The following is a 21,951-nucleotide window of genomic DNA, read 5'->3' as shown; positions in this document are numbered from 1 at the left end:
GCTCCTGATCGGATCGGTGGTCTAGACTGGGTTTATTGAAGTGCCGCATCCACAATCGACGCCTGCTGCGCCGCGTGGATCTTGGCGGAACCGGTGGCAGGGCTGGCGGCCTCGTCGCGGCCGACATAACGCGGGCGCTTGGACGCCGCGTCAATGGCCACCAGCACACGCTCCAACCTGCGATCGACGAAAGTCCAGGCGCCCTGGTTCTCAGGCTCTTCCTGGCACCAGATGACTTCTGCATTGCGATAGAGCGTCAGGGCGGTGCGCAGCGCCATGGCCGGGAAGGGATAAATCTGCTCCAGCCGGATCAGCGCGACGTCGCGAATATCGCGTTCCCGACGAGCCGCGAGCAGGTCGTAATAGATCTTACCGGTCGTGATCACGATGCGGCGGACCTGATCCGGCGCCACCAGCGTATCGATCTCGGGGATCACTTTGCGGAAGCTGCTGCCCTCGGCCATTTCGCTAAGCGGCGAGACCGCAAGCTTATGACGCAGCAAGGACTTCGGCGTCATGATCACCAAAGGCTTGCGATAGTTCCGCTTGAGCTGCCGGCGGAGTGAATGGAAATAATTCGCGGGCGTCGTGATGTTGCAGACCTGCATATTCAGCTCTGCGCAGAGCTGCAAATACCGCTCCAACCGCGCGGAGGAATGCTCCGGTCCCTGGCCTTCATGGCCATGCGGCAGCAGCAGGGTGAGGCCGGACATGCGCAGCCACTTCGTCTCCCCGCTAGAGATGAACTGATCGATCACGGCCTGCGCGCCATTGGCGAAATCGCCGAACTGCGCTTCCCACAAGACCAGCGTCTTCGGGTCGGCAACGCTATAGCCATATTCGAAGCCGAGCACGCCGACTTCAGACAGCAGGGAGTTGTAGATCTCGATCTTTGCTTGATCGGGCCGGATATTGTTCAGCGGAACATATTCGTTCTGGTTGGACTGATCGATCAGCACGGCATGGCGTTGGCTGAAGGTGCCGCGCTGGCAATCCTCACCCGACAGCCGCACACGATGCTTGTCCAGCAGCAAGGTGCCGAAGGCCAGGGCCTCGCCTGTTGCCCAGTCGATACCCTCACCGGTCTCGCTCGCGACCTTCTTGGCTTCGAGCTGACGTGCGATCTTGGGATTGAGGTCGAAGGTGCCGGGCACGGTGGCCAGCGCCGCGCCCACTTCCCGCAGCGTCTCTATCGGGACGCCCGTGGGGTCTTCGGACTTGGTCTCGTCATCCTCACCGCGATTGAGGCCGGCCCACTTACCCTCAAGCCAATCTGCTTTGTTCGGGCGATAGGCTTTGGCGACTTGGAAGCATTGCTCCAGGTTCGCGATGAAGGCGTCCCACCCTTCCTTTGCCTCTGCCTCGGTCACCGTGCCTTCGGCGACCAGCTTCTCGGCATAGAGGGTGCGCGTCGTCTTCAGGCCGCCGATGGCGCGATACATGATCGGCTGGGTGAAGGCCGGCTCATCGGATTCGTTATGGCCGTGGCGGCGGTAGCAAACGATGTCGAGCACGACATCGGCCGCGAATTCCTGCCGATATTCGGTGGCGAGCTTGGCCGCGAACAGTACCGCCTCAGGGTCGTCACCATTCACATGCAGAATGGGGGACTGCACGGATTTGGCGACATCGGTGCAATAGAGACCCGAATAGGCATGCACCGGAACCGTCGTGAAGCCGATCTGGTTATTGGTGATGACATGCAACGTGCCGCCGGTGCGGTAGCCGATGAGCTGGCTCATCGCCAGCGTCTCATACACGATGCCTTGGCCCGCGAAGGCGGCATCGCCATGCAGCAGAATGCCCATGACTGTGTGGCGACCGCGGGTATCGCCGGCCTCATCCTGCCGGGCGCGCACTTTACCGATCACGACGGGGTCGACGACTTCGAGATGGGACGGATTGGGCTGCAGCGACAGATGGACCTTGTGGCCATCGATCTCGACATCGGTCGAGGTGCCGAGATGGTATTTCACGTCGCCCGAACCCTGCACGTCATCGGGTTTGGAACTGGCGCCGCCAAATTCGCTGAAGATTGCCGTGAAGGGCTTCTTCACGACGTTCACGAGCGTATTGAGGCGGCCGCGATGGGCCATGCCGATAACCACTTCCGTGACGCCGGCCTGGGCGCCGGTGCGGATCATGGTGTGCAACGCCGGAATGGTCGATTCGCCACCTTCCAGGCCGAAGCGCTTGGTGCCGACGAAGCGCTTCTGGCAGAAAACCTCGAAGGCTTCCGCCTCCGTCAGTTCCTTTAGAAGCTGCTTCTTCTGCCCGGGATTGAGGTCATGGGTCCAGGGCGCGCCTTCGATGCGGCTCTGCAACCACTCCCGCTGCGTCGAATCCTGGATATGCATGAATTCGAAGCCGAGATGGCCGCAATAGGTTTCCTGCAACAGCGACAGGATTTCCCGCACCGTCGCCTTTTCGAGACCAAGATGATGGTCGAGGAAGATCGGCCGATCGAAATCGGCTTCCGTGAAGCCGTAAGTTGCGGGATCAAGTTCAGGATTGTGTTTCGGGACTTGCTGCCCGAGCGGATCGAGCTTCGCTTCCAGATGGCCGCGCACGCGATAGGCGCGGATCAGCATGAGGGCGCGAATCGAATCGAGGGAGGCGGTGTTGCGCTCCCCGGCTTCTGCGACGACAGGGGCGGGCTTGGTGTCCGCGACGGGCACCGGCTTGGCGGTCTTTGCGGCGGGGACAGGCGCAGGCGAGTCTGCCTCGATCGCCCAGTGGCGTGGCGCCCAGGAGGCACCTGACGCATCGGTCAAAACCGAGCGCGCTTCGTCGTTCAGAGATTCGAACAGATTTCCGAAGCTGGCATCGACCGATCCGGGCGCACGGACCCATCGTGCATAGAGATCGGCAATGAAAGCCGCATTCGCACCGTTGAAGGCGGTGGCAAGACTATCGACGCCTGGCATGGGGGCTCCGCTCTTGAACAGCCCCGCCCGACCGGACGAGGCCGCCGCTGCCTGAAGTGGCTATAGACTGCGACGCCCCCCAGAAATAGGCGCTCACCGACAATTCACAGACAGTTCAAGCAAGGTCGCAGGGTTGTTCCCGGCGCATGATGCGCCGGGATTCCGCCACTTTCTAGCCGCCGAGGGCCTTAATCATGGTGCTGCCGAGCGAGGCCGGGCTGTCGGCGACGAAGATGCCGGCGGCCAGCATGGCCTCGGTTTTGGCGGCTGCCGTGTCCTTGCCGCCGCTGATGACGGCGCCGGCATGGCCCATGCGGCGGCCCGGCGGGGCGGTCGCCCCGGCGATGAAGCCGACGACCGGCTTCTTAGTGCCGCTGCTCTTGATGAACTCGGAGGCGACAACTTCGCTCTGGCCACCGATCTCGCCGATCATGATCAGCGCCTCGGTCTCAGGGTCTTCCAGGAACATCTGGATCACTTCCAGGAAGTCGAGGCCCTTCACCGGGTCGCCGCCGATGCCGACGCAGGTGCTCTGGCCGAGGCCCGCCGCCGTGGTCTGGGCGACCGCCTCATAGGTCAGCGTGCCGGAGCGGCTGACGATGCCGATCTTGCCGCGACGATGGATGTGGCCGGGCATGATGCCGATCTTGCAGGCGTCGGGCGTGATCACGCCCGGGCAGTTCGGCCCGATCAGGATCGACTTCGAATCGAGCAGGGCGCGATGGACCTTCACCATGTCCAGGACGGGAATGCCCTCGGTGATGCAGACGATCAGCGGCATCTCGGCGGCAATCGCCTCTAGGATCGAATCGGCCGCGAACGGCGGCGGCACGTAGATGGCGGTGGCGTTGGCGCCGGTTTTCTCACGCGCCTCGGCCACCGTGTCGAAGACGGGCAGATCGATGTGGATGGAGCCGCCCTTGCCTGGCGTCACGCCGCCAACGACCTTGGTGCCGTAAGCAATGGCCTGCTCGGAATGGAAGGTGCCCTGGGCGCCGGTGAAGCCCTGGGTGATGACGCGGGTATTGGTATCGACGAGGATGGCCATGTTATGCGGCTTCCTTCACGGCGCGGACGACCTTTTGGGCAGCGTCGGCGAGATTGTCTGCGGCGATGATCGGCAAGCCCGACTTCGCCATGATTTCCTTGCCAAGGGCGACGTTCGTGCCCTCCAGCCGCACCACCAGCGGCACGGTCAAGGACACTTCCCGCGCGGCGGCGATGACGCCCTCGGCGATGACGTCGCAGCGCATGATGCCGCCGAAGATATTGACCAGGATGCCTTCGACATTCGGATCGGACAGGATGATCTTGAAGGCCGCCGTCACGCGCTCCTTCGTGGCGCCGCCGCCGACATCAAGGAAGTTGGCGGGCGAGCCGCCATACAGCTTGATGATGTCCATCGTCGCCATGGCCAGGCCGGCGCCATTGACCATGCAGCCGATCGTGCCATCCAGCGCCACGTAGCTGAGGCTGTATTTATTGGCCTCAAGCTCCTTGGGGTCTTCCTCGGCCTCGTCCCGCAGCGCCTCGATTTCAGGATGGCGGAACAGGGCGTTGTCGTCGAAGCTGACCTTGGCATCCAGCGCCACGACGTCGCCGGTCTTGGTCACGACCAGCGGATTGACTTCGACGATCGCGCAGTCGAGTTCGATGAAGGCATTGTACATGGCCAGCACGAACTTGGTGAAGGCGCCGACCTGCTTGCCGGACAGGCCGAGGCCAAAGGCCAGGCCGCGCGCGTGGAAGGCGGAAATGCCGGTCGCAGGATCGATCGCGACGCGCATGATCTTCTCGGGCGAATGCTCGGCGACCTCTTCGATCTCCATGCCGCCTTCGGTGGAGGCCATGATCATGACGCGCGAGCTGGCGCGATCGACGAGCAGGGAGAGGTAAAGCTCACGGGCGATATCGCAGCCGGCCTCGACATAGATGCGATGGACGGTCTTGCCGGCCGGGCCGGTCTGCTTGGTGACGAGGGTATTGCCGAGCATGGCGGCGGCGGCGGCGCGCACTTCATCGGCGGATTTGGCCAGGCGAACGCCGCCCTTGCCGCTGGGCTCCTCGGCGAAGTGACCGGCGCCACGGCCACCGGCGTGGATCTGGGACTTCACCACATAGATAGGGCCGGGCAGCTTTTCGGCGGCGGCCACCGCTTCCTCGATCGTCCAGGCAACATGGCCTTCCAGCACCGCGACGCCGCGGACCTTGAGCAGTTCTTTGGCTTGATATTCGTGAATGTTCATCGCGTTAACCCACCAACTGCTTGCAAGCTTCGATCAAGGTGCGAACGCCGTCGCAGGACGCGTCGAACGCCGCCTGTTCGGTTTCATTGAGCGCGATTTCGACGATCCGCTCGACGCCACCAGCGCCGATGACCACGGGCACGCCGACATAGAGGCCATCGATGCCATATTGGCCGCTCAAATAGGCGGCGCAGGGCAGCACGCGCTTCTTGTCCTTGAGGTAGCTCTCGGCCATCGCGACCGCCGAGGCGGCGGGGGCGTAGAAGGCGCTGCCACGCTCCAACAGCTTGACGATCTCGCCGCCGCCATTGGCGGTGCGGGTCACGATCGCGTCGATCTTCTCCTGCGTGGTCCAGCCCATCTTGATCAGGTCCGGCACGGGGATGCCGGCCACGGTGGAGTAGCGCACCAGCGGCACCATGCCATCGCCGTGGCCGCCGAGCACGAAGGCGGTGACATCCTCGACCGAAACCTTGAACTCTTCGGCGAGGAAGAGACGGAAGCGGGAGCTGTCGAGCACGCCGGCCATGCCGACGACCTTCTCGGGGGGAAGCCCGGACTTCTGCTGCATCACCCAGACCATCGCATCGAGTGGGTTGGTAATGACGATCACGAAGGCATCGGGGCAGTTCTGCTTGATACCCTCCGCGACCTGGGCGATCACCTCGGCGTTCTTGGCGACCAGATCATCGCGCGACATGCCGGGCATCCGGGGGAAGCCGGCGGTGACGATCACCACATCCGCGCCCGCGAGCGCCGCGTAGTCCGAGCCGCCGGTCATGGTGGAGTCGAAACCGTCCACCGGGCTCGACTGCATGATGTCCAGCGCCTTGCCGGCGGCGACACCGCCGAAGACGTCGAACAGGGCGACGTCACCCAGTTCCTTGAGGCCTATGAGGTGGGCAAGCGTGCCACCGATATTGCCAGCGCCAATAAGCGCGATCTTGTTCCGGGCCATGAGGGTCCTTCCACGGAGGTTCGGGAGGCGGACGGGGTCAGCCAGGGCCCAGAGCGGTATGTCCGGGGCCAGAAAGTGCGTTGTGCTAGCTCAACTGCTGCAGTGCGGCAAGCAGCCGTCCGGGGCTTGGACATAGGCATTATGCGCAGGTCTGCGCTGTCTTTCGGCACTCGTTGCTCAGCCGATCAGGAACCAGAGGCGAAACAGCTGCGTCTGCAACCAGGACGTGCGTGCCAGACCGGGCAAACGCAGTGCGCGGCCTTTTGCGGTCACGCCGCCGGCAAGCCCGTCGGCGACAATCGCCAGGGCCTGACGTGCTGCGGGCGATAGGTCTTTGTCCTCCGTTCGGAGCGCCCTGACGTTGGCGCGAAAGACCGACATGAAGGCGGCGGGACCACGCCTGGCGGCGGCGAGGGCCCGTTTGGGCGCGGCGCCTGCGGCGCCCACCGCATTGGCGCCGTGTTGGCGGTAGAGAATGACGCCGCGATCATCACAGCAGACGACGCCCCCGGCGGCTGTCACTTTCAGGTAGCACCACCAGTCATGCCAGGTCTTTGCCGGGGGCCGGCTGGTCGCTATCAACCGCACGGCAGCGGCATTCAGCAGCACGGTGCAACCGGTCGCGATATTCTGCGTCAGGCTAGACGGGAAGCCGGGATTGTCTGGCAGGGCCGGGGACAGGCCCGTCCGGGCCAGCGTCCGATCGACCAGGATCTGTCGGGCGCAGTACAGCGCGGGCACTTCGGCCGAAACCTCCGCCAGGCGGTCGATGCCCCAAGCGAGTTTCTCCGGCAGCCAGACGTCATCCTGGTCGGCGAAGGCCAAGACCGGAAACGCGGTCGCTGCGCGCAGCAGGGTCATGAAGCTGAGCGTGACGCCGAGGTTGCCCGACGGTTCGGTGAGCACGCGGAACCGGGCGGCTTGCGTCGCGCCCCAGGCCGTCATGGTCGCCACTGTCTCGTCCGTCGAACCGTCATCGCGCCATAGCACTACCCAGTCGCGAAAATTTTGGGCCTCAAGGCTCGCCAGGAACGGGCGGAGAAATTCCGCGCCGTTATAGGTAGACAGCAGGATCGCGCAGCGGCTCACGCCTTAGGGGCGAGCAGGCTGTCGACCGTACGGGCCAGGCTGTCGCGCCAGGGTGGCAGCGTAACGCCGAAGGTGTCGGCGAGCTTGCTATTGTCCAGGCGCGAATCGGCAGGGCGCTGCGCCGGCGTCGGCCAATCGGCGGTCGTGATGGCCTCGACCTCGGGGGAGGGGCCGCCATGCCGCTGGCCTTCCGCGAAGGTCGCGACAGCGAGACCATGCCAGGTCGTCTCTCCGGATCCAGTGGCGTGGAAGATGCCGCTGTACTGGGGTTTCCAGCCGTCCCGCGCGATGAGGGCGATGATGTCGAGGATGGCGGTCGCGAGATCGCCGGCGGCGGTCGGGCTGCCTTTCTGGTCGCCGACCACGCGCAGCTTCGGCAGCTTGACACCAGCGTTTAGCATGGTGCGGACGAAGTTCTTACCGGTATCGGAATAGACCCAGGCAGTGCGCAGAATGATCGACTGGCCGCCCGCCGCCATCACATCGGTTTCGCCATCGCGCTTGGTGCGGCCATAGACGCCGGTCGGGTTGGTCGGGTCCGTCTCCAGATAGGGCGCGCCCTTGCCGCCATCGAAGACATAGTCGGTCGAGATATGGATAAAGGGAATGCCGGCTTCGGCCGCCAGCTTGGCGAGCGTCGCGGGGCCGCTGGCATTGGCGCGGGCGGCGGCGGCCTCGTCACCCTCGGCCGCATCCACCGCCGTGTAGGCGGCGGCGTTGACGACATAATCCCAGGATCGGCTCGCGAACACGGCGTCGATCGTCTCGGGCTTGTCGAAGTCGAAGTCGGGGCGGCCGACGCAGACCACGTCGATGTCGTGGGCGGGCGCCAGGCGAACCAGTGCCTGCGCGACCTGACCGCTGCCGCCGGTGACGAGAATGGTGGTCATGGGGCGGTTCCTTCGGCGGGTAACGCTGCGCTCATCCGCCCTACGCGTGGCGGTTTAGGGCGGATGAGCGCAGCGTTACCCGCCATCTTAGTAGGTGAACAGCGTGCCGGCGTCCTTCAGACGGGGCAGAATTTTGTCCTTGTCGGACAGGACCGCCTCGTCTGGCGCGACAGGCCAGGGCAGAGCCAAGTCCGGGTCGTTCCAGATCACGCCGGCTTCGCTCGCTTTGTCATAATCGCCAGTGACTTTGTAGACGACCTCGGTATCGGGCACGAGCGTGCAGAAGCCATGCAGAAAGCCGCCCGGCACCCAAAGCTGGCGCCAGTTCTCGGCCGAAAGCTCCGCCGCGACGAACTGTCCATAGGTCGGCGAGCCCGCACGCGCATCGACCGCGACGTCCCAGATTGCGCCACGCACCACACGCACCAGCTTGCCTTGGATATGCGGGGCAAGCTGGCAGTGCAGGCCGCGAATGACGCCCTTTTGCTGGGATAGGCTGTGATTATCCTGCACGAAGACGCCATCGATGCCGGCCGCCGCCGCGAGCTTCTTCGCATTGAAGGTTTCGGAAAAGAAGCCACGGCTGTCGCCGAACTTCGGCGGCGTAATGAGAAGAACCTCTGGGATCGCGAGTTTTTCGACCTGCATCTCCACGTCTCCTTACGAATGGCCCACGGGGTGGTGGTCGGCGAGTTCGGCGAGGACGCGACCGAGTTCGGTCTTGCCGAGCTGGCGGGACAGGGTGCGGAGCTGGTCGGCGTCGATGAAGCCCTTGCGGAAGGCGACTTCCTCGGGCGAGCCGACCAACATGCCCTGGCGGGACTGGATGGTCTGCACGAAGGTCGCTGCCTGCATCAGGCTGTCCGGCGTACCGGCATCGAGCCAGGCGGTGCCACGGCCCAGCCGCTCGACATGCAGCGTCCCTTCCTGGAGATAGACCTGGTTGAGATCTGTGATCTCCAGCTCGCCGCGCGCGGAGGGCTTGATGGTGGTGGCGATGTCGCTGACCCGCTTGTCATAGAAATAGAGGCCGATTACCGCCCAATTAGAATCGGGCACCGCTGGCTTTTCGATGATCTCCAGCGCCCGGCCGGTGTCGTCGAAGCTGACCACGCCATAGCGCTCGGGGTCGCGCACCTGGCAGGCGAAAACCGTGGCGCCCTCGGGCCGAGCGGCGGCGGCGCGCAGCAAGACCGAGAGATGCTCGCCATGGATCAGGTTGTCGCCCAGCGCGAGCGCGCAGGCCTCGCCCTGCAACCACTCGCGAGCGATCAGGAAAGCCTGAGCTAGACCGTCCGGGCTCGGCTGCTCGGCGAAGGTGAACTTCACCCCGAAGCGCGAGCCATCGCCCAGCAGACGCTTGAACTGCGGCAGGTCGGCCGGCGTCGAGATGATCATGATGTCGCGGATGCCCGACAGCAGCAGGGTCGACAGCGGATAATAGACCATCGGCTTGTCATAGACCGGCAGGAGCTGCTTGGAGGTCGCTTGCGTGATTGGATGCAGGCGCGTGCCGGAGCCGCCCGCAAGCAAAATGCCCTTCATTTTTTCGTACGTCCTCTAAGTGGCGGAAGCGGGGCGTCGGAGTTTAAGCAGCAGTGCCGAGGCGTTGGCCGGTGTAGCGGCCGCCGCGAATGGCTTCCCACCAGTCGCGATGCGACAGATACCAGTCGATGGTGCGTGCCAGGCCCCGCTCGAAATCATGCTCGGCCGTCCAGCCGATGGCGGCCTCCGCCAGCGATGGGTCGATCTCATAGCGGAAGTCATGGCCGGGCCGGTCGGTCACGAAGCGGATCAGCCGCGAACGCGGCCCCTCGGGGTCGGGCAGCCGGCGGTCGAGTTCGGCGCAGATGGCGTGGACGACCTGCAGGTTGCTGCGCGGCTGGCGGGCACCGATGCAATAGGTTTCGCCCGGCACGCCTTGTTCCAGGACTTTCACCAGGGCGACCGCGTGGTCTTCCACGAACAGCCAGTCCCGCTGGTTGGACCCGTCGCCATAGACGGGCAGGGGCTTGCCCTCCAACGCATTGAGCAGAACCAGCGGGATCAGCTTTTCGGGGAATTGCCAGATGCCGTAGTTGTTCGTGGTGTTCGAGACGAAGGCGGGCAGGCCATAGGTGTGGAACCAAGCCCGCACGAGATGGTCCGACGCTGCTTTGGACGAGGAATAGGGGCTGCGCGGATCGTAGGGCGTGGTCTCAACGAAGGGTGGGTCGTTCGCTTCCAAGGCGCCGAAAACCTCGTCGGTCGAGACATGGTGGAAGCGGAAGTTTGCGCGTCGCTCACCGGTCAGGCCCGCATAGTAGGCGCGGGCGGCTTCGAGGAGCGAGAAGGTGCCCATGATATTGGTGCGCATGAAGTCGGCCGGACCGTCGATCGAGCGATCGACATGGCTTTCCGCGGCGAGGTGCATCACCGCATCGGGCTGATGGGTTTCGAAGGCCGCCTTCATCGCCGCCGTATCGGCGATATCGGCGCGGACGAGGGTGTGGCGGTCGCTGTCCAGCGCCTCCTCCAGCGCATCTTCCGACGCCGCATAGGTCATGACATCGACATTGACGACCGTATGATCCGTCGCCCGGATCAGATGGCGGATGACCGCCGACCCGATAAAGCCACAGCCACCCGTGATCAGCAGACGCATCGTTTTGCAGTCCCGTTCTTGTGAAGAGTGCCGATTTCGGCCGGAAACTGACAGGCTTGGCGCGAGGCGGCAACCGTCGAGCCGCTTGGATGGTCCATAACTACCAGCCTATTGGCCGCCATCGGCGAAATAGGCCCCGGCCATACGCAAGAATCGCTTTTATCACCGTGTGCAGTGCCGCATTGTCACAGGAATGAAGCCTCTTATCGGTATCTCCTGCTGCCAGAAGCTTTTCGGCCGTTTCGGCATGCTGAACCATGCCACGTCGGATACCTATGTGCGGGCGGTGGTCGGTATCGTCGGGGGCATGCCGGTGCTCATTCCCGCCAATGGCGACAAGGCGGATACCGCCTGTCTGCTGGATCGGCTTGACGGCATCATCCTGACTGGCAGCCCCTCGAACGTTGAACCCGCGCTCTACGGTGGGTCGCCGCATCCGCCGGAAACGCCTGAGGATACTGGGCGCGACGGCATGACCATTCCGCTGGTGCGCGGTGCCATCGCCGGCGGCGTGCCTCTGCTTGGCATCTGCCGTGGCTTTCAGGAAATGAACGTCGCCCTGGGCGGTAGCCTGCACCAGCGCTTGCAGGACCTGCCGGGCCGGATCGATCATTCGACGCCCATGCAGGCCCTGGCCCCGATCCGCCACGCCAAGGCCCATAGCCTGCGCGTGCTGCCCGGGACCTGGCTGCACCGCGTCGCCCGTGCGCGCGAGATTGCCGTCAATTCCCTTCATAATCAGGGGATCGACCGGCTGGCGCCATCCCTGGTCGCTGAGGGCATTGCGCCAGATGGCACGATCGAAGCGGTGCGCGTGGCCGGCAGCGTGGGCTTCGCCGTTGGTGTGCAGTGGCACCCGGAATACGACATGGACAGCGACGAGGTGTCGCGCCGCATCTTCGAATCCTTTGCCGCCGCCGTCGCCACCTACCGTAGCGGTGGCCAAAGCCTATCGAGTTCGGCGGACTGACGGGATTGGTGGAATGCGCTCCGCTTTTCCACCCTACGTCTTGAAGGGTTTCACCCGCTAAACCAGCGCCTCCGCCGGGCCGAACAGCCGTTTGACGAGAAGGGCACGGCCGTCCCGGCTGACAAGCACCACGCCATCGCCCCGTTCTATGACCGTATCCGGCGGCGGCCGTGTGATACCTGAATCCTCGGGACGGTCGATGGCGACGATGAAAAAGCTGCCCTCGCCGCGCCTTTCGACCTCAGAGACGGTCAGGCCGATGCAGGCGCTGTCCGTCGCGATGGGATGGGCGAGCACGTTCAGCCCAAGGTCTAAAAGCTGGCGCTGGAAGGCGCGCATGCGGTCTGATCCCTGTAAAAACCGCTCCGTCTCGGCAAACAGGATCATCTGGGCGATCCGCTCCGCGCCGATATGCGTCGGCATCACCACCCGGTTGGCGCCGGCCTGAATGAGCTTGCGTTCGGTGGAGGCTGCCTCACCCCGCGCGATGATCTCCAGGCCGGCGTTCAGGCTTCGCGCACTCAGGGTGATGAAGACGTTGGCGGCGTCATCGGGGAGCACCGTCGCCAGGCAGCGGGCACGCGCGATGCCGGCATGGAGCAGCGCGGTCTCATCCGTCGCATCCGCTTGGATGCACAGATGGCCGAGGTCACGCGCTTCAGCGAAACGCCTTTCGCTGCGTTCCAGAATGACGAAGGGCGCTTGGCCCGTGGTCAGTTCGGAGGCCAGCATGAGGCCGATGCGGCCGAAACCGCAGATGATGACATGGTCCGTCAGGTTGTCGATCTCTTGCTTCATGCGCCTCGTGCCGAAAAGCTGCTGGAACTGGGTGATGGTGATGAACTGGATCAAAGCGCCGGTGAGGAAGATCATCCCAGTGCAGCCCAGGATGATGAGCATTTCGGTATTGCCGCGCAGGAACGGCGTGTCGATCGGGTGGACCTCGCCATAGCCCACCGTGAAGATCGTCAGCACCACCATGTAGATAGCGTCGGACTCGGTCCAGCCGGCGATGGTGTAGCCGACGCTCGCGAGGAGGCAGACGAGCAGGACGAAGATGCCGCCCAACACCAAGTTGCGGAAGGACGAGGCGAAGAGCCGGCCCACCCAGAGCTTGAGCAGCGGCGTACGGTCGCGCTTCGTATGGTGACTGGCGTTCATCAGACGAGCGTGCCCTGGGTAAGGTGCGTAACGACTTCGTTGTGCCGTCACAGCCGGAGCAGGTCCAGCGATTTGCGCAGGCTAGCGGACAGGCGTATTGGATTGGTTCTACAAATTTGTAGTAACACGTGCTGTGAATGTTCGAGTAGAGTGGGATCCGGTCAAAGCCGATCAAAATCTGCGCAAGCACCGGGTCAGCTTCGCCTTGGCCATGCGCGTTTTCTTTGATCCTCTCGCTCTCGTCGAACAGGACCGCGTCGAGGGCGGTGAAGAGCGTTGGCAGACACTTGGCATGGTCGATGGCGTGACGCTGCTGCTCGTCGCTCATACGATGTTGGACGGCGGTGCCATCGAGGTGATCCGCATCATATCGGCTAGGCGCGCCGAGCCGAAGGAGAGGAGGAATTATGAGCAAGCACAGCGTTAGGCGATTGGTCGACCTGTCCAGCCCACCGCCACTGACAGACGACGAACGGGCAGAACTCGCCATCTTGAGTTCGATGCCGGATGACGAGATCGACACGAGCGATATTCCGCCTTTGACTGACGCCTTCTGGAAGGCTGCCGTTCAGAATCCTTTCTATAAGCCGACCAAGACCTCGACGACCGTACGGATCGATTCGGATGTGCTCGCCTGGCTACGTGGGCACGGCAAGGGCTATCAATCCCGGATCAACGCCATTCTCCGGCGTGAAATGCTGACCTCTCTCAAGTCCTGACGTCGCTCTACCCCAATGGGTTCTCCGGCCAGTCGTGCCTTGGGTAACGCCCGCGCATATCTCGCCGCGCGTCCGCCCAGGCGCCGCGCCAGAAGCCCGCGATATCGGCAGTGATGGCGATCGGCCGACCGGCCGGTGACAGCAGAGCCAGCCGCAAGGGCACCCGGCCGCCCGCGAGCTTCGGCGTCTCGGTGAGGCCATAGAAATGCTGCGCCCGCGCCGAAGCGAGCGGCACCGGCTCGCTGTAATCGACCGCCGCGCGTCCGCCGGGCAGGGCCAGATGCGTCGGCATCTCCCGCTCCAACCGCGCGCGCAAACTCCAGTCCAGACGGTCGAGCAGCAGGGCGCCGATGTCGAGCTTCGCGACATCGCCGAGGCGTGTCAGGCCGTGCAGATGCGGTCCCAGCCATTCCGGCAGGGTCGCGAGCAGGGAGGCATCGTCGCTCGCCGGCCAGATGTCGGGCTCCAGCCCATGCATCAGGCCGAGCCGCACTTGCACGCCGCGCGCCGTCTCGGTCCAGGGCAAGCGCGCCAGATCCCGCGCCACCGCCTCCAACAAGGCGCTCGCGGCTTCCGCCGCATCTGGCGGCCCCGATCGATCCTCCAGCACCAGGGCGCCGAGGCGGCGACGGCGGCGCGCGAGGATGCTGCCGGTGACGGGATCGAGCGTGGTCTCCACGCTTTCGGTGACCCGACGCGCGAGCGCCGGCGGCAAGGCTGCGGGGTCCAACGCCGCCGCCATGCGGATACGCGCCGAGGCTTTCATTTCCAGCGACGCCACGGCGAGCAAGGGGGCCCGTGCGAGCGGATCGGTCACCGGCAATCGCGCGCCACCCCCGCCCGAGAGGCGGAAGGAGCCGGGTTCGCCGCGCCGTTGCGCCAGCCGGTCGGGGAAGGCGGCGGCGATCAGCGGCGCCGGATCGCCGCCCGCCGCCGGATCGCCGCGCAAGCCGAGCCGCCCGCGATACTGCTTCGCCGATTGGCGGATGCGGTGGACGGCGCCGCGATCGGCTTGCGCGGCACCGGGATCGGCCAGTGCTTCGATGCGAAGGGCGATGTCGGCGGGCCCCTCCGGCCCGACACGCAAGGGGTCACGCTCCTCCAGCAAGGCCGCGAGGTCGCAGGCGAGCGCCGCTTGGGCGGGCGTTTCGGCCGCCAGCATCATGGCGGCGAGGCGGGGATGGGCGCCGATGCGACTCATGCGCTGTCCCAGCGGCGTGATGGCACCGTCCGCGTCCAGGGCATCGAGATCGGTCAGCAGGCTGCGCGCCGCCGCCAGCGCACCCTCCGGCGGCGGATCGGGGAACGGCAGCGCGCCGGGCGCGGTGCCCCAGGCGGCGCAGTCGAGCACGAGGCCGGAGAGTTCCGCCTCGGCGATCTCCGGCCGGTCGAAGGGTCGCAGCCCGCGATGCGTCGCCGAGGTCCAGACACGAATGGCGAGGCCCGGCGCTTCCCGGCCCGCGCGACCGGCGCGCTGATCGGCGGCGGCACGGCTGACCCGCTCGGTGGTGAGGCGCGTGAGGCCGGTGGCGCTGTCCATGCGCGGCGTCCGGCGGTAGCCGCCATCGACCACGATGCGCACGCCGGGCACAGTGAGGGAGGTTTCGGCGATCGAGGTGGCGAGCACGACGCGGCGCTGGTCGGCGGGGCGGAGCGCCAGATCCTGGGCCGCCGGCGGCAGATCACCATGCAGCGGCAGCACCAGCGCTGCGATGCCCGCGAGGGCCTGCTCGACACGGCGGATCTCACCCATGCCCGGTAGAAAGGCGAGCACATCACCCGGCTGTTCGCCGAGGACGGCGCGAATGGTCCGCGCCACGGCATCCGGCAGGTCGCGGATATGACCGAGGTCGCGCGGCTGCTGGCGGATCTCCACAGGATAGGCGCGGCCGGCGCTTTCGATCACGGGCCCATCGAGCAGGGCTGACAGCCTGCCGCTGTCGAGCGTCGCGGACATCGCCAGCAGCCGCAGGTCCGGCCGCAGCAGGCGCTGCGCATCGAGGCAGAAGGCGAGCGCAAGATCAGCCTCCAGCGAGCGCTCATGAATTTCGTCTAGGATGACGGCGGAGATACCGTCCAAGCCAGGGTCGCCGAGCAAACGTCGCACGAGCAGCCCCGTCGTCACCACCTCGATCCGCGTCTTGGCTGAGACCGCGCTATCGATGCGGGTGCGGTAGCCCACGGTCTGGCCGACCTCTTCGCCGATCAGGTTTGCCATGCGCGTGGCGGCGGCGCGGGCGGCGAGGCGGCGCGGTTCCAGCATGACGATGCGGCCCGCCGCCCAGGTCGCATGTTGCAGCAGGGCCAACGGCACGGTGGTGGTCTTGCCGGCGCCGGGCGGCGCGACGAGAACGGCATTCGGTTTCACCTCGAGGGCGGCCAGCAGATCCGCCATGACATCGGCGACGGGAAGTGCCGCGATCGCGGACAGGTCGAGCTTCGGCATAGCGTTCAATATCGGAATCCCGTTTTGGCGTAACATGCCGCCCGCCTGGGCGAAGCTATCCGATAGCGGTAAGAGGAACGGATGGCACATCGCAGCATGGCGGCGAAGCATCTCCTGGCGGCTCTGGTCTTCCTGCTGCTGCTCGGCGGCATGCGGATCGCCGAGGCGGCCGAAAGCCTGTTTGCGACGACCTTGCGAACGCAGGTGAGCATCGTGTCGGATACCGACAGTGTCGCGCCCGGGAAGCCTTTCCAGATCGCGCTGCGCTTCGTGCTAAGTCCCGACTGGCATATCTATTGGATCAATCCGGGGGATGCCGGCGCCGCGCCTACGGCTGTGGTGACCTTGTCCGGCGGTGGTCAGGCCGGGCCCATTCAGTGGCCAATCCCGAGGGTTCAGCAAGACGGGCCGGTTACGACCTATGGCTATCAAGGCGACGCGGACGGCCAAGTTCTGCTGCCCATGACCATCACACCGCCCAAGACCGCGCCGGTCGGCGGGCGCTTCCCGATCTCGGTTGCCGCGACCTGGCTGGTCTGCAAGGACATCTGTGTGCCCGGCAACGGCACCTTCAGGCTGTCCCTGCCGGTTGCCGCCACGGCGAAACCCTCACCACAGATGGGACTGTTTCAGGATCTCGCCAGGCACCTGCCGCGCGCCACGGATTGGCATGCCTGGATCCAGCCGGGCGGGCAGCTTCTCGTAGACGGCACCGCGGCGAACGCGCGCAACTTGAAATCGGTCTATTTCTTTCCGAGCCTGCCAGGTGCGATCAATCAGGAATTCGACCAGACATACCGCCTGCGCAATGGCCGGCTGGCGGTCTTTCTGACGCCCGTTCCCGGCTTCGACGCCACCAAGCCGCTTGCCGGCATTCTGGTGATCAAGACCTGGGATGGGACGAAGACCGCCGCGCTGATCACGGCGCAGCCGGGCATGCCGCCCGTCATCATGGCCTCCTCCGGCGTCATCTTTCTGAGTGCGGGGTTCTGGGTAACGCTGGCGGCGGCTCTGCTTGGCGGTCTCATTCTCAACCTGATGCCCTGCGTCTTTCCCATCCTGGCAATGAAGGCGGCGCATCTGGCGCGCACCACCAGCCATGGCGGGGATGGGACGGTCGCGCGGCGGGAAGGGCTGTCCTACGGGCTTGGTGTCGTGGTGAGTTTCGCCCTGCTCGGCGCCCTGTTCCTCGCGCTGCGCGTCGGCGGCCATCTGGCCGGCTGGGGCTTTCAGTTCCAGTCGCCGATCTTCGTGCTTGGCATGATCTGGCTGCTGTTTGCCGTTGGTCTCAATTTCTCGGGATTCATCGTCATCAGCGGCCGGTGGGTCGGCCTGGGGCAGGGGGCCGTCGCGCGCGGCGGCCCAGTCGGCAGCTTTCTCACGGGCGTGCTCGCGACCGTCGTCGCGACACCCTGCACGACGCCCTTCATGGGCGCGGCGCTTGCTGCCGCTCTGGCCGGCCCACCGCTGCCGGGCATGGCGATCTTTGTGGCTCTGGGCTTGGGTCTTGCCCTCCCGGTGGTGGTGTTGAGCCTGATCCCAGGCGTCGGCCGGATTCTGCCGCGACCGGGTCGCTGGATGGAGATCCTGCACCAAGCGCTCGCCTTCCCGATCTATGCGAGCGTGCTGTGGCTCGTTTGGGTGGCGGTGCGCGAAGGCGGCTCGCCTCTGCTCCTGGCGGCGGGCGGCGGCATGCTGTTGGTCGCCTTCGCCGCCTGGCTCTATCGCCTCGGTGGCCGGGTGGCGCCTGCCCTCGGCGTGCTTGCGGTGCTGGCGCTGGTGCCGATTCTCGCCGTGTCGCGCGATGCCAAGCCCGACCAGGCGCATGCCATGGCGCAAGGCGCTGAGCCCTTCTCGACCGCGCGGCTCGCGGCGCTGCGTGCGGCGGGAACACCGGCCTTCGTGGATCTCACTGCCGCCTGGTGCGTCACCTGCTTGGTGAACGAACGCGTCGCGCTGGACCGTGATGACGTCCGGCGCGGCTTCCGGAGCCAGGGCGTGACCTATTTGGTGGGGGATTGGACCCTCGAAGACCCGGACATCACGGCCTTCCTGAAGGCGCATAACCGCGACGGCGTGCCGCTCTATCTATTCTATCCACCGAAAGGCGCCGAACCTGTGATGCTGCCGCAAATTCTGACGCCGGGTCTGGTGCTGAATGTGATCGGCGCACCGGCCGGATAATGACGACCAAAGTTGGAGCGGGTAGCGGGAATCGAACCCGCGCATTCAGCTTGGGAAGCTGACGAGCTACCATTACACCATACCCGCAACGGTCAGTGTGCGCGGCGCCAGTCATATCCGCAGCGCGGCGATTTGCAAAGCGCCGTTGACGGCGGCCACCGGCGAGTCCTATGCAGAACACGGCACGGCGTGCCCCTCGTGATTTGTCCGGCCGGATTGCGGCGAGGTTAAAGAAGCGCGCTAAAGAGGCCAGTGGGGACGCGATGCGCCCTTGCTGCATCCACGGCCGGGTTTCTCGATGAGAGGCCCTTTGCCATGCCCACACCCTCCAAGACATTCCGCCCCGCGACTCTGCTCGTTCATGGCGGTACCATGCGCAGCAATTTCGGCGAAACGAGCGAAGCGCTGTTTCTGTCCTCGGGCTTTGTCTATGACAGCGCGGAGCAGGCCGAAGCGACCTTCCTGGGGGAGGTCGAGCATTTTCAGTATTCGCGTTTCGGCAACCCCACCGTGCAGATGCTCGAAAGCCGTTTGGCGATGCTGGAAGGGGCGGAAGCCTGTCGCGCCACCGCCACCGGCATGGCGGCGGTGTCCTCCACCATGCTGTCGCATCTGAAAGCCGGCGACCGTGTGGTCGCGGCGCGGGCCCTGTTCGGCTCCTGCCATTGGATCGTGTCCACCTTGCTGCCGCGCTACGGCATCGAGACGGTCTTCGTCGATGGCGGCGATCGGGAGGCGTGGAAGACAGCGCTGGCGACGCCGACGCAGCTCGTGCTGCTGGAAAGCCCGTCCAACCCAATGCTCGACATCGTCGATCTTCAGATGGTGGCGGATCTCGCCCATGCCGCCGGCGCCATCGTGGTCGTGGACAATGTCTTCGCGACGCCGCTGTTGCAGCATCCGCTGAAACTCGGCGCCGATGTCGTCGTCTATTCCTGCACCAAGCATATCGACGGCCAGGGACGGGTTCTCGGCGGTGCTGTGCTCGGCTCGAAGAAATGGATCGAGGAGGTGTTGCAGCCCTTCACCCGCAACACCGGCCCGGCAATTTCGCCGTTCAACGCCTGGCTGCTGCTGAAGGGGTTGGAGACATTGGCGCTGCGCGTCGATGCCTCCTGCCGCGCGGCGGAGCAGGTCGCGCGCTTCCTGGAAAGCCGACCGGAGGTTGTGCGCGCCTGGTATCCGACCTTGGAGAGCCATCCGCAGCGGGCACTAGCGATGCAGCAGATGTCGGCGGGAGGCACGTTGGTGACCTTCGATCTCGGCAGCAAAGCGGCGGCCTTCCGCTTCCTCAATGCGCTCAGTCTGGTCGCCATTTCCAACAACCTGGGCGATTCGAAGTCCCTCATCACCCATCCGGCGACGACGACGCATATGCGGGTCGGCGCGGAGGAGCGGGCACGCCTCGGCATCACCGATGGTGCCGTGCGCCTCTCGGTTGGGCTGGAGGATCCCGCTGACCTGATCGAGGATCTGGGCCAGGCGCTGGACGCGATCGGGCTGCGCGCGGCGGCGGAATAAGCGCGGCGATGCTCATCCGGCTGGCGACCGATGATGATGCCGAGGCGATCTGGCGCATCATCGGTCCCATCATCGCGGCGGGGGAGACCTATCTCCTGCCCCGCGATTGGACCCGCTCCGACGGGCTCGCCTATTGGTATGAGCCGGGACACGAGGTCTTCGTGGCGGATGAGGCTGGCAGGGTGATTGGCACCTGCTACCTCCAGGCCAATAAGCTCGGTGGTGGCAGTCATGTCGCGAATTGCGGTTTCGCGACGGCTCCCGAGGCCACGGGGCGGGGCGTCGCGCGGGCAATGTGTCTGCATACGATGGAGCGCGCGAAGGCGCGGGGCTTTCGCGCGATGCAGTTCAACTTCGTCGTTAGCAGCAACGCGCGCGCCGTGGGGTTATGGACCAGCCTCGGCTTCGACACGGTCGGGCGTCTGCCGGAGGCTTTTGCCCACCCGACGCTGGGCTACGTCGATGGTCTGGTGATGTTCCGGCGTTTGTAAGCAATGATTTGTAGGGTGGAAAAGCGCAGCGCATTCCACCATCTTGGGTTATTTAGTTTCGATGTCGAACTATATCTGGAACCGCGTCCCAGGTGGCACTTTCTTCTTTACCGTCAATCTTTTTGATCGACGCTCGGCGCTGTTGGTCGAGCGGATTGGTGCGCTAAGGGCCGCAGTCCGAGAGGTTCGTGCCAGGACGCCGTTTCATATTGACGCCTGGGTCGTGTTGCCGGACCACATGCACTGTGTCTGGACGCTGCCGGAGGGTGATGTCGACTTTCCCGACCGATGGCGCGCGATCAAGACGTCGTTCTCGAAATCAGCGTCTGTTGCCGAACCCCGATCGGCAATCATGCGCCGGCGAGGCGAGCGCGGCATCTGGCAGCGTCGATATTGGGAGCGAACGATCAGGAGCGAAAGCGACTACGCTGCGCATATCCACTACACGCATTTTAATCCCGTGAAACACGGCCTCGTCGAACGGGCGGAAGACTGGCCTTTTTCATCGTTTCGACAGTGGTTGGCGGGACAGTAAGTGGTGGAATGCGCTGCGCTTTTCCACCCTACGACAAGTCTGCAATCCAGGCGTCGGTATCTCCCGCATGGCGCGCTCAGTTTCCATCGGCAAAGTTGAGTCTATATACCTTCGTGATAGGGTAGCCCTATGATCGAGGTGGCGGAATGAGTGGAGCGGGTCTGGCGGGTCTATCGCTGCGGGATTTGGAATATGCGGTGGCCGTGGCGGATCTGCGCCATTTTGGTCGGGCGGCGGAACGCTGCGGCGTCAGCCAGCCGGCACTCAGCGAGCAGGTCCGTAAGCTGGAAGCGCTGCTGCGGGTCTCTCTGTTCGAGCGTTCGCGACGCAGTGTCGAAGTGACGCCCGAAGGCGAGGTCGTCATCCGTCAGGCGCGGGAGGTTGTGCGCGAGGCGCGCAGCTTGCTCGATTCGGCGCGTATGCGGATCGATCCCTTGGCGGGGCCGCTTCGCCTTGGCGTCATTCCCACGCTGGGGCCCTATTACCTGCCCTCACTGCTGCAATCCCTGCGCGGCGCCTTTCCTCAACTTGCCTTGCGGTTGGAGGAGGGGATGACCGCGCGCATCACCGAGCGGGTGCAGCTCGGCACGCTCGACATCATTCTGATCGCTCTGCCTGCCGCGACCACGGCCTTGGCGACCATGCCGCTGTTCTTCGAGCCGTTCCAGATTGTCGCGCCGGAAGGCCATCGCGTTGCGGATCTCGGGGCAATGTCAGCCGAGGATCTCCAGGACGAGGATTTCCTTCTGCTGGAGGAAGGCCATTGCCTGCGTGACCAAGCCCTTTCGCTGTGCGGCGCGCGGGCGCCGCGCGATCGGCGCTCTGCCAGCAGCCTGGAAATGCTGCGCCACATGATCGGCGCCGGCGAAGGGTTTTCGCTCCTGCCTCTGCTCTCCGTGCGCGATCGGCATGACCTCGATGGTCTCGCCGCGATCCGCCCTGTCGAGGTTTTTACGGGCGGGGAGACGGCGGGTCGCACCATCGGGCTGGCCTGGCGCGCAAGAGATCCGCGCGCCGAAGCCTTCCTCCGCCTCGGCGCCTTTTTGCGCGATCAGGCGCCCAAGGGCACCACCCCTGCGATGGACTTGCCGATTGAGGACGCTGCCTGACAGCATCTCTACGAAGGCGTGATCGGCCTCCCGTCAGGGTTTTAGCCGCCTCGGCTCGACG

General features: G+C 65.1%; 19 protein-coding genes, 1 tRNA gene and 1 riboswitch. Of the genes, 8 read left to right on the top strand and 12 right to left on the bottom strand.

Features of this window, described 5'->3' with window-relative positions:
• Positions 1 to 32: 32 nt before the first annotated feature.
• From QP803_RS13030 to rfbB, 9 genes are all read right to left on the bottom strand, one after another.
• The gene (locus QP803_RS13030; protein WP_284943903.1) at positions 33 to 2,927 is read right to left on the bottom strand and encodes a 2-oxoglutarate dehydrogenase E1 component; all 2,895 of its coding nucleotides are present in this window, start codon (positions 2,925 to 2,927) and stop codon (positions 33 to 35) included.
• A 172-nt stretch (positions 2,928 to 3,099) separates the two neighbouring features.
• On the bottom strand, positions 3,100 to 3,975 hold the full coding sequence (gene sucD, locus QP803_RS13025; protein WP_284943902.1) for a succinate--CoA ligase subunit alpha: 876 nt from the start codon (positions 3,973 to 3,975) through the stop codon (positions 3,100 to 3,102).
• 1 nt (position 3,976) lies between these two features.
• Entirely contained in the window at positions 3,977 to 5,173 is a 1,197-nt protein-coding gene (gene sucC / locus QP803_RS13020; protein WP_284943901.1) for an ADP-forming succinate--CoA ligase subunit beta, read from the bottom strand.
• Positions 5,174 to 5,177: 4 nt separating this feature from the next.
• Entirely contained in the window at positions 5,178 to 6,131 is a 954-nt protein-coding gene (gene mdh, locus QP803_RS13015) for a malate dehydrogenase (RefSeq protein WP_284943900.1), read from the bottom strand.
• Positions 6,132 to 6,308: 177 nt separating this feature from the next.
• Positions 6,309 to 7,220, bottom strand: coding sequence for a glycosyltransferase (locus QP803_RS13010; RefSeq protein WP_284943899.1), 912 nt, complete (start codon positions 7,218 to 7,220; stop codon positions 6,309 to 6,311).
• Positions 7,217 to 8,110, bottom strand: a complete 894-nt coding sequence (gene rfbD / locus QP803_RS13005) for a dTDP-4-dehydrorhamnose reductase (protein WP_284943898.1) — start codon at positions 8,108 to 8,110, stop codon at positions 7,217 to 7,219. Before rfbD ends, QP803_RS13010 begins: the two co-directional genes overlap by 4 nt.
• An 87-nt stretch (positions 8,111 to 8,197) precedes the next feature.
• Entirely contained in the window at positions 8,198 to 8,758 is a 561-nt protein-coding gene (rfbC, locus tag QP803_RS13000) for a dTDP-4-dehydrorhamnose 3,5-epimerase (RefSeq protein ID WP_284943897.1), read from the bottom strand.
• 12 nt (positions 8,759 to 8,770) lie between these two features.
• Positions 8,771 to 9,655 carry a glucose-1-phosphate thymidylyltransferase RfbA gene (gene rfbA, locus QP803_RS12995; RefSeq protein ID WP_284943896.1) on the bottom strand — a complete coding sequence of 295 codons (885 nt, stop codon included), beginning with the start codon at positions 9,653 to 9,655 and terminating at the stop codon, positions 8,771 to 8,773.
• 43 nt (positions 9,656 to 9,698) lie between these two features.
• Positions 9,699 to 10,754 (bottom strand): dTDP-glucose 4,6-dehydratase, encoded by a 1,056-nt coding sequence (gene rfbB / locus QP803_RS12990; protein ID WP_284943895.1) that lies wholly within the window; start codon positions 10,752 to 10,754, stop codon positions 9,699 to 9,701.
• Positions 10,755 to 10,947: 193 nt separating this feature from the next.
• Here rfbB and QP803_RS12985 point away from each other — a divergent pair, with 193 nt between their 5' ends.
• Positions 10,948 to 11,724: a gamma-glutamyl-gamma-aminobutyrate hydrolase family protein gene (locus tag QP803_RS12985; protein WP_284943894.1), complete on the top strand. Its 777-nt coding sequence runs from the start codon at positions 10,948 to 10,950 to the stop codon at positions 11,722 to 11,724.
• A gap of 57 nt (positions 11,725 to 11,781) precedes the next feature.
• On the opposite strand, the gene QP803_RS12980 is transcribed toward QP803_RS12985, so the two are convergent.
• A complete protein-coding gene (locus QP803_RS12980; RefSeq protein WP_284943893.1) occupies positions 11,782 to 12,885 on the bottom strand; it encodes a potassium channel family protein in 1,104 nt (367 codons plus the stop codon).
• Between the two features lie 97 nt (positions 12,886 to 12,982).
• Here QP803_RS12980 and QP803_RS12975 point away from each other — a divergent pair, with 97 nt between their 5' ends.
• Positions 12,983 to 13,312: a BrnT family toxin gene (locus tag QP803_RS12975; RefSeq protein WP_284943892.1), complete on the top strand. Its 330-nt coding sequence runs from the start codon at positions 12,983 to 12,985 to the stop codon at positions 13,310 to 13,312.
• Positions 13,293 to 13,604 carry a BrnA antitoxin family protein gene (locus QP803_RS12970; RefSeq protein ID WP_284943891.1) on the top strand — a complete coding sequence of 104 codons (312 nt, stop codon included), beginning with the start codon at positions 13,293 to 13,295 and terminating at the stop codon, positions 13,602 to 13,604. Before QP803_RS12975 ends, QP803_RS12970 begins: the two co-directional genes overlap by 20 nt.
• 7 nt (positions 13,605 to 13,611) lie before the next feature.
• Here QP803_RS12970 and hrpB read toward each other — a convergent pair whose 3' ends face one another.
• Positions 13,612 to 16,050 carry an ATP-dependent helicase HrpB gene (gene hrpB / locus QP803_RS12965; RefSeq protein ID WP_284947908.1) on the bottom strand — a complete coding sequence of 813 codons (2,439 nt, stop codon included), beginning with the start codon at positions 16,048 to 16,050 and terminating at the stop codon, positions 13,612 to 13,614.
• 81 nt (positions 16,051 to 16,131) lie between these two features.
• Here hrpB and QP803_RS12960 point away from each other — a divergent pair, with 81 nt between their 5' ends.
• Entirely contained in the window at positions 16,132 to 18,234 is a 2,103-nt protein-coding gene (locus QP803_RS12960; protein ID WP_284943890.1) for a protein-disulfide reductase DsbD family protein, read from the top strand.
• Between the two features lie 13 nt (positions 18,235 to 18,247).
• Here QP803_RS12960 and QP803_RS12955 read toward each other — a convergent pair.
• Positions 18,248 to 18,321: transfer RNA gene (locus QP803_RS12955), tRNA-Gly, on the bottom strand.
• A 98-nt stretch (positions 18,322 to 18,419) separates the two neighbouring features.
• Positions 18,420 to 18,499, top strand: a riboswitch (SAM riboswitch).
• 50 nt (positions 18,500 to 18,549) lie between these two features.
• Between QP803_RS12955 and metZ the strand changes: the two genes are divergently transcribed.
• The 4 genes from metZ (at position 18,550) to QP803_RS12935 (ending at position 21,890) form a co-directional block, all read left to right on the top strand.
• Positions 18,550 to 19,755 carry an O-succinylhomoserine sulfhydrylase gene (metZ, locus tag QP803_RS12950; RefSeq protein ID WP_284943889.1) on the top strand — a complete coding sequence of 402 codons (1,206 nt, stop codon included), beginning with the start codon at positions 18,550 to 18,552 and terminating at the stop codon, positions 19,753 to 19,755.
• Positions 19,756 to 19,763: 8 nt separating this feature from the next.
• Positions 19,764 to 20,246 (top strand): GNAT family N-acetyltransferase, encoded by a 483-nt coding sequence (locus tag QP803_RS12945; RefSeq protein WP_284943888.1) that lies wholly within the window; start codon positions 19,764 to 19,766, stop codon positions 20,244 to 20,246.
• 61 nt (positions 20,247 to 20,307) lie between these two features.
• Positions 20,308 to 20,781, top strand: a complete 474-nt coding sequence (locus QP803_RS12940) for an REP-associated tyrosine transposase (protein ID WP_284943887.1) — start codon at positions 20,308 to 20,310, stop codon at positions 20,779 to 20,781.
• Between the two features lie 146 nt (positions 20,782 to 20,927).
• Positions 20,928 to 21,890 carry a LysR substrate-binding domain-containing protein gene (locus QP803_RS12935; protein ID WP_284943886.1) on the top strand — a complete coding sequence of 321 codons (963 nt, stop codon included), beginning with the start codon at positions 20,928 to 20,930 and terminating at the stop codon, positions 21,888 to 21,890.
• Positions 21,891 to 21,951: the final 61 nt, after the last annotated feature.

Source organism: Acidisoma sp. PAMC 29798 (genome assembly GCF_030252425.1).
GTDB lineage: Bacteria > Pseudomonadota > Alphaproteobacteria > Acetobacterales > Acetobacteraceae > Acidisoma > Acidisoma cladoniae.
The sequence above is the reverse complement of the archived record's forward strand: the minus strand, read 5'-3'. Positions and strand labels throughout refer to the sequence as shown.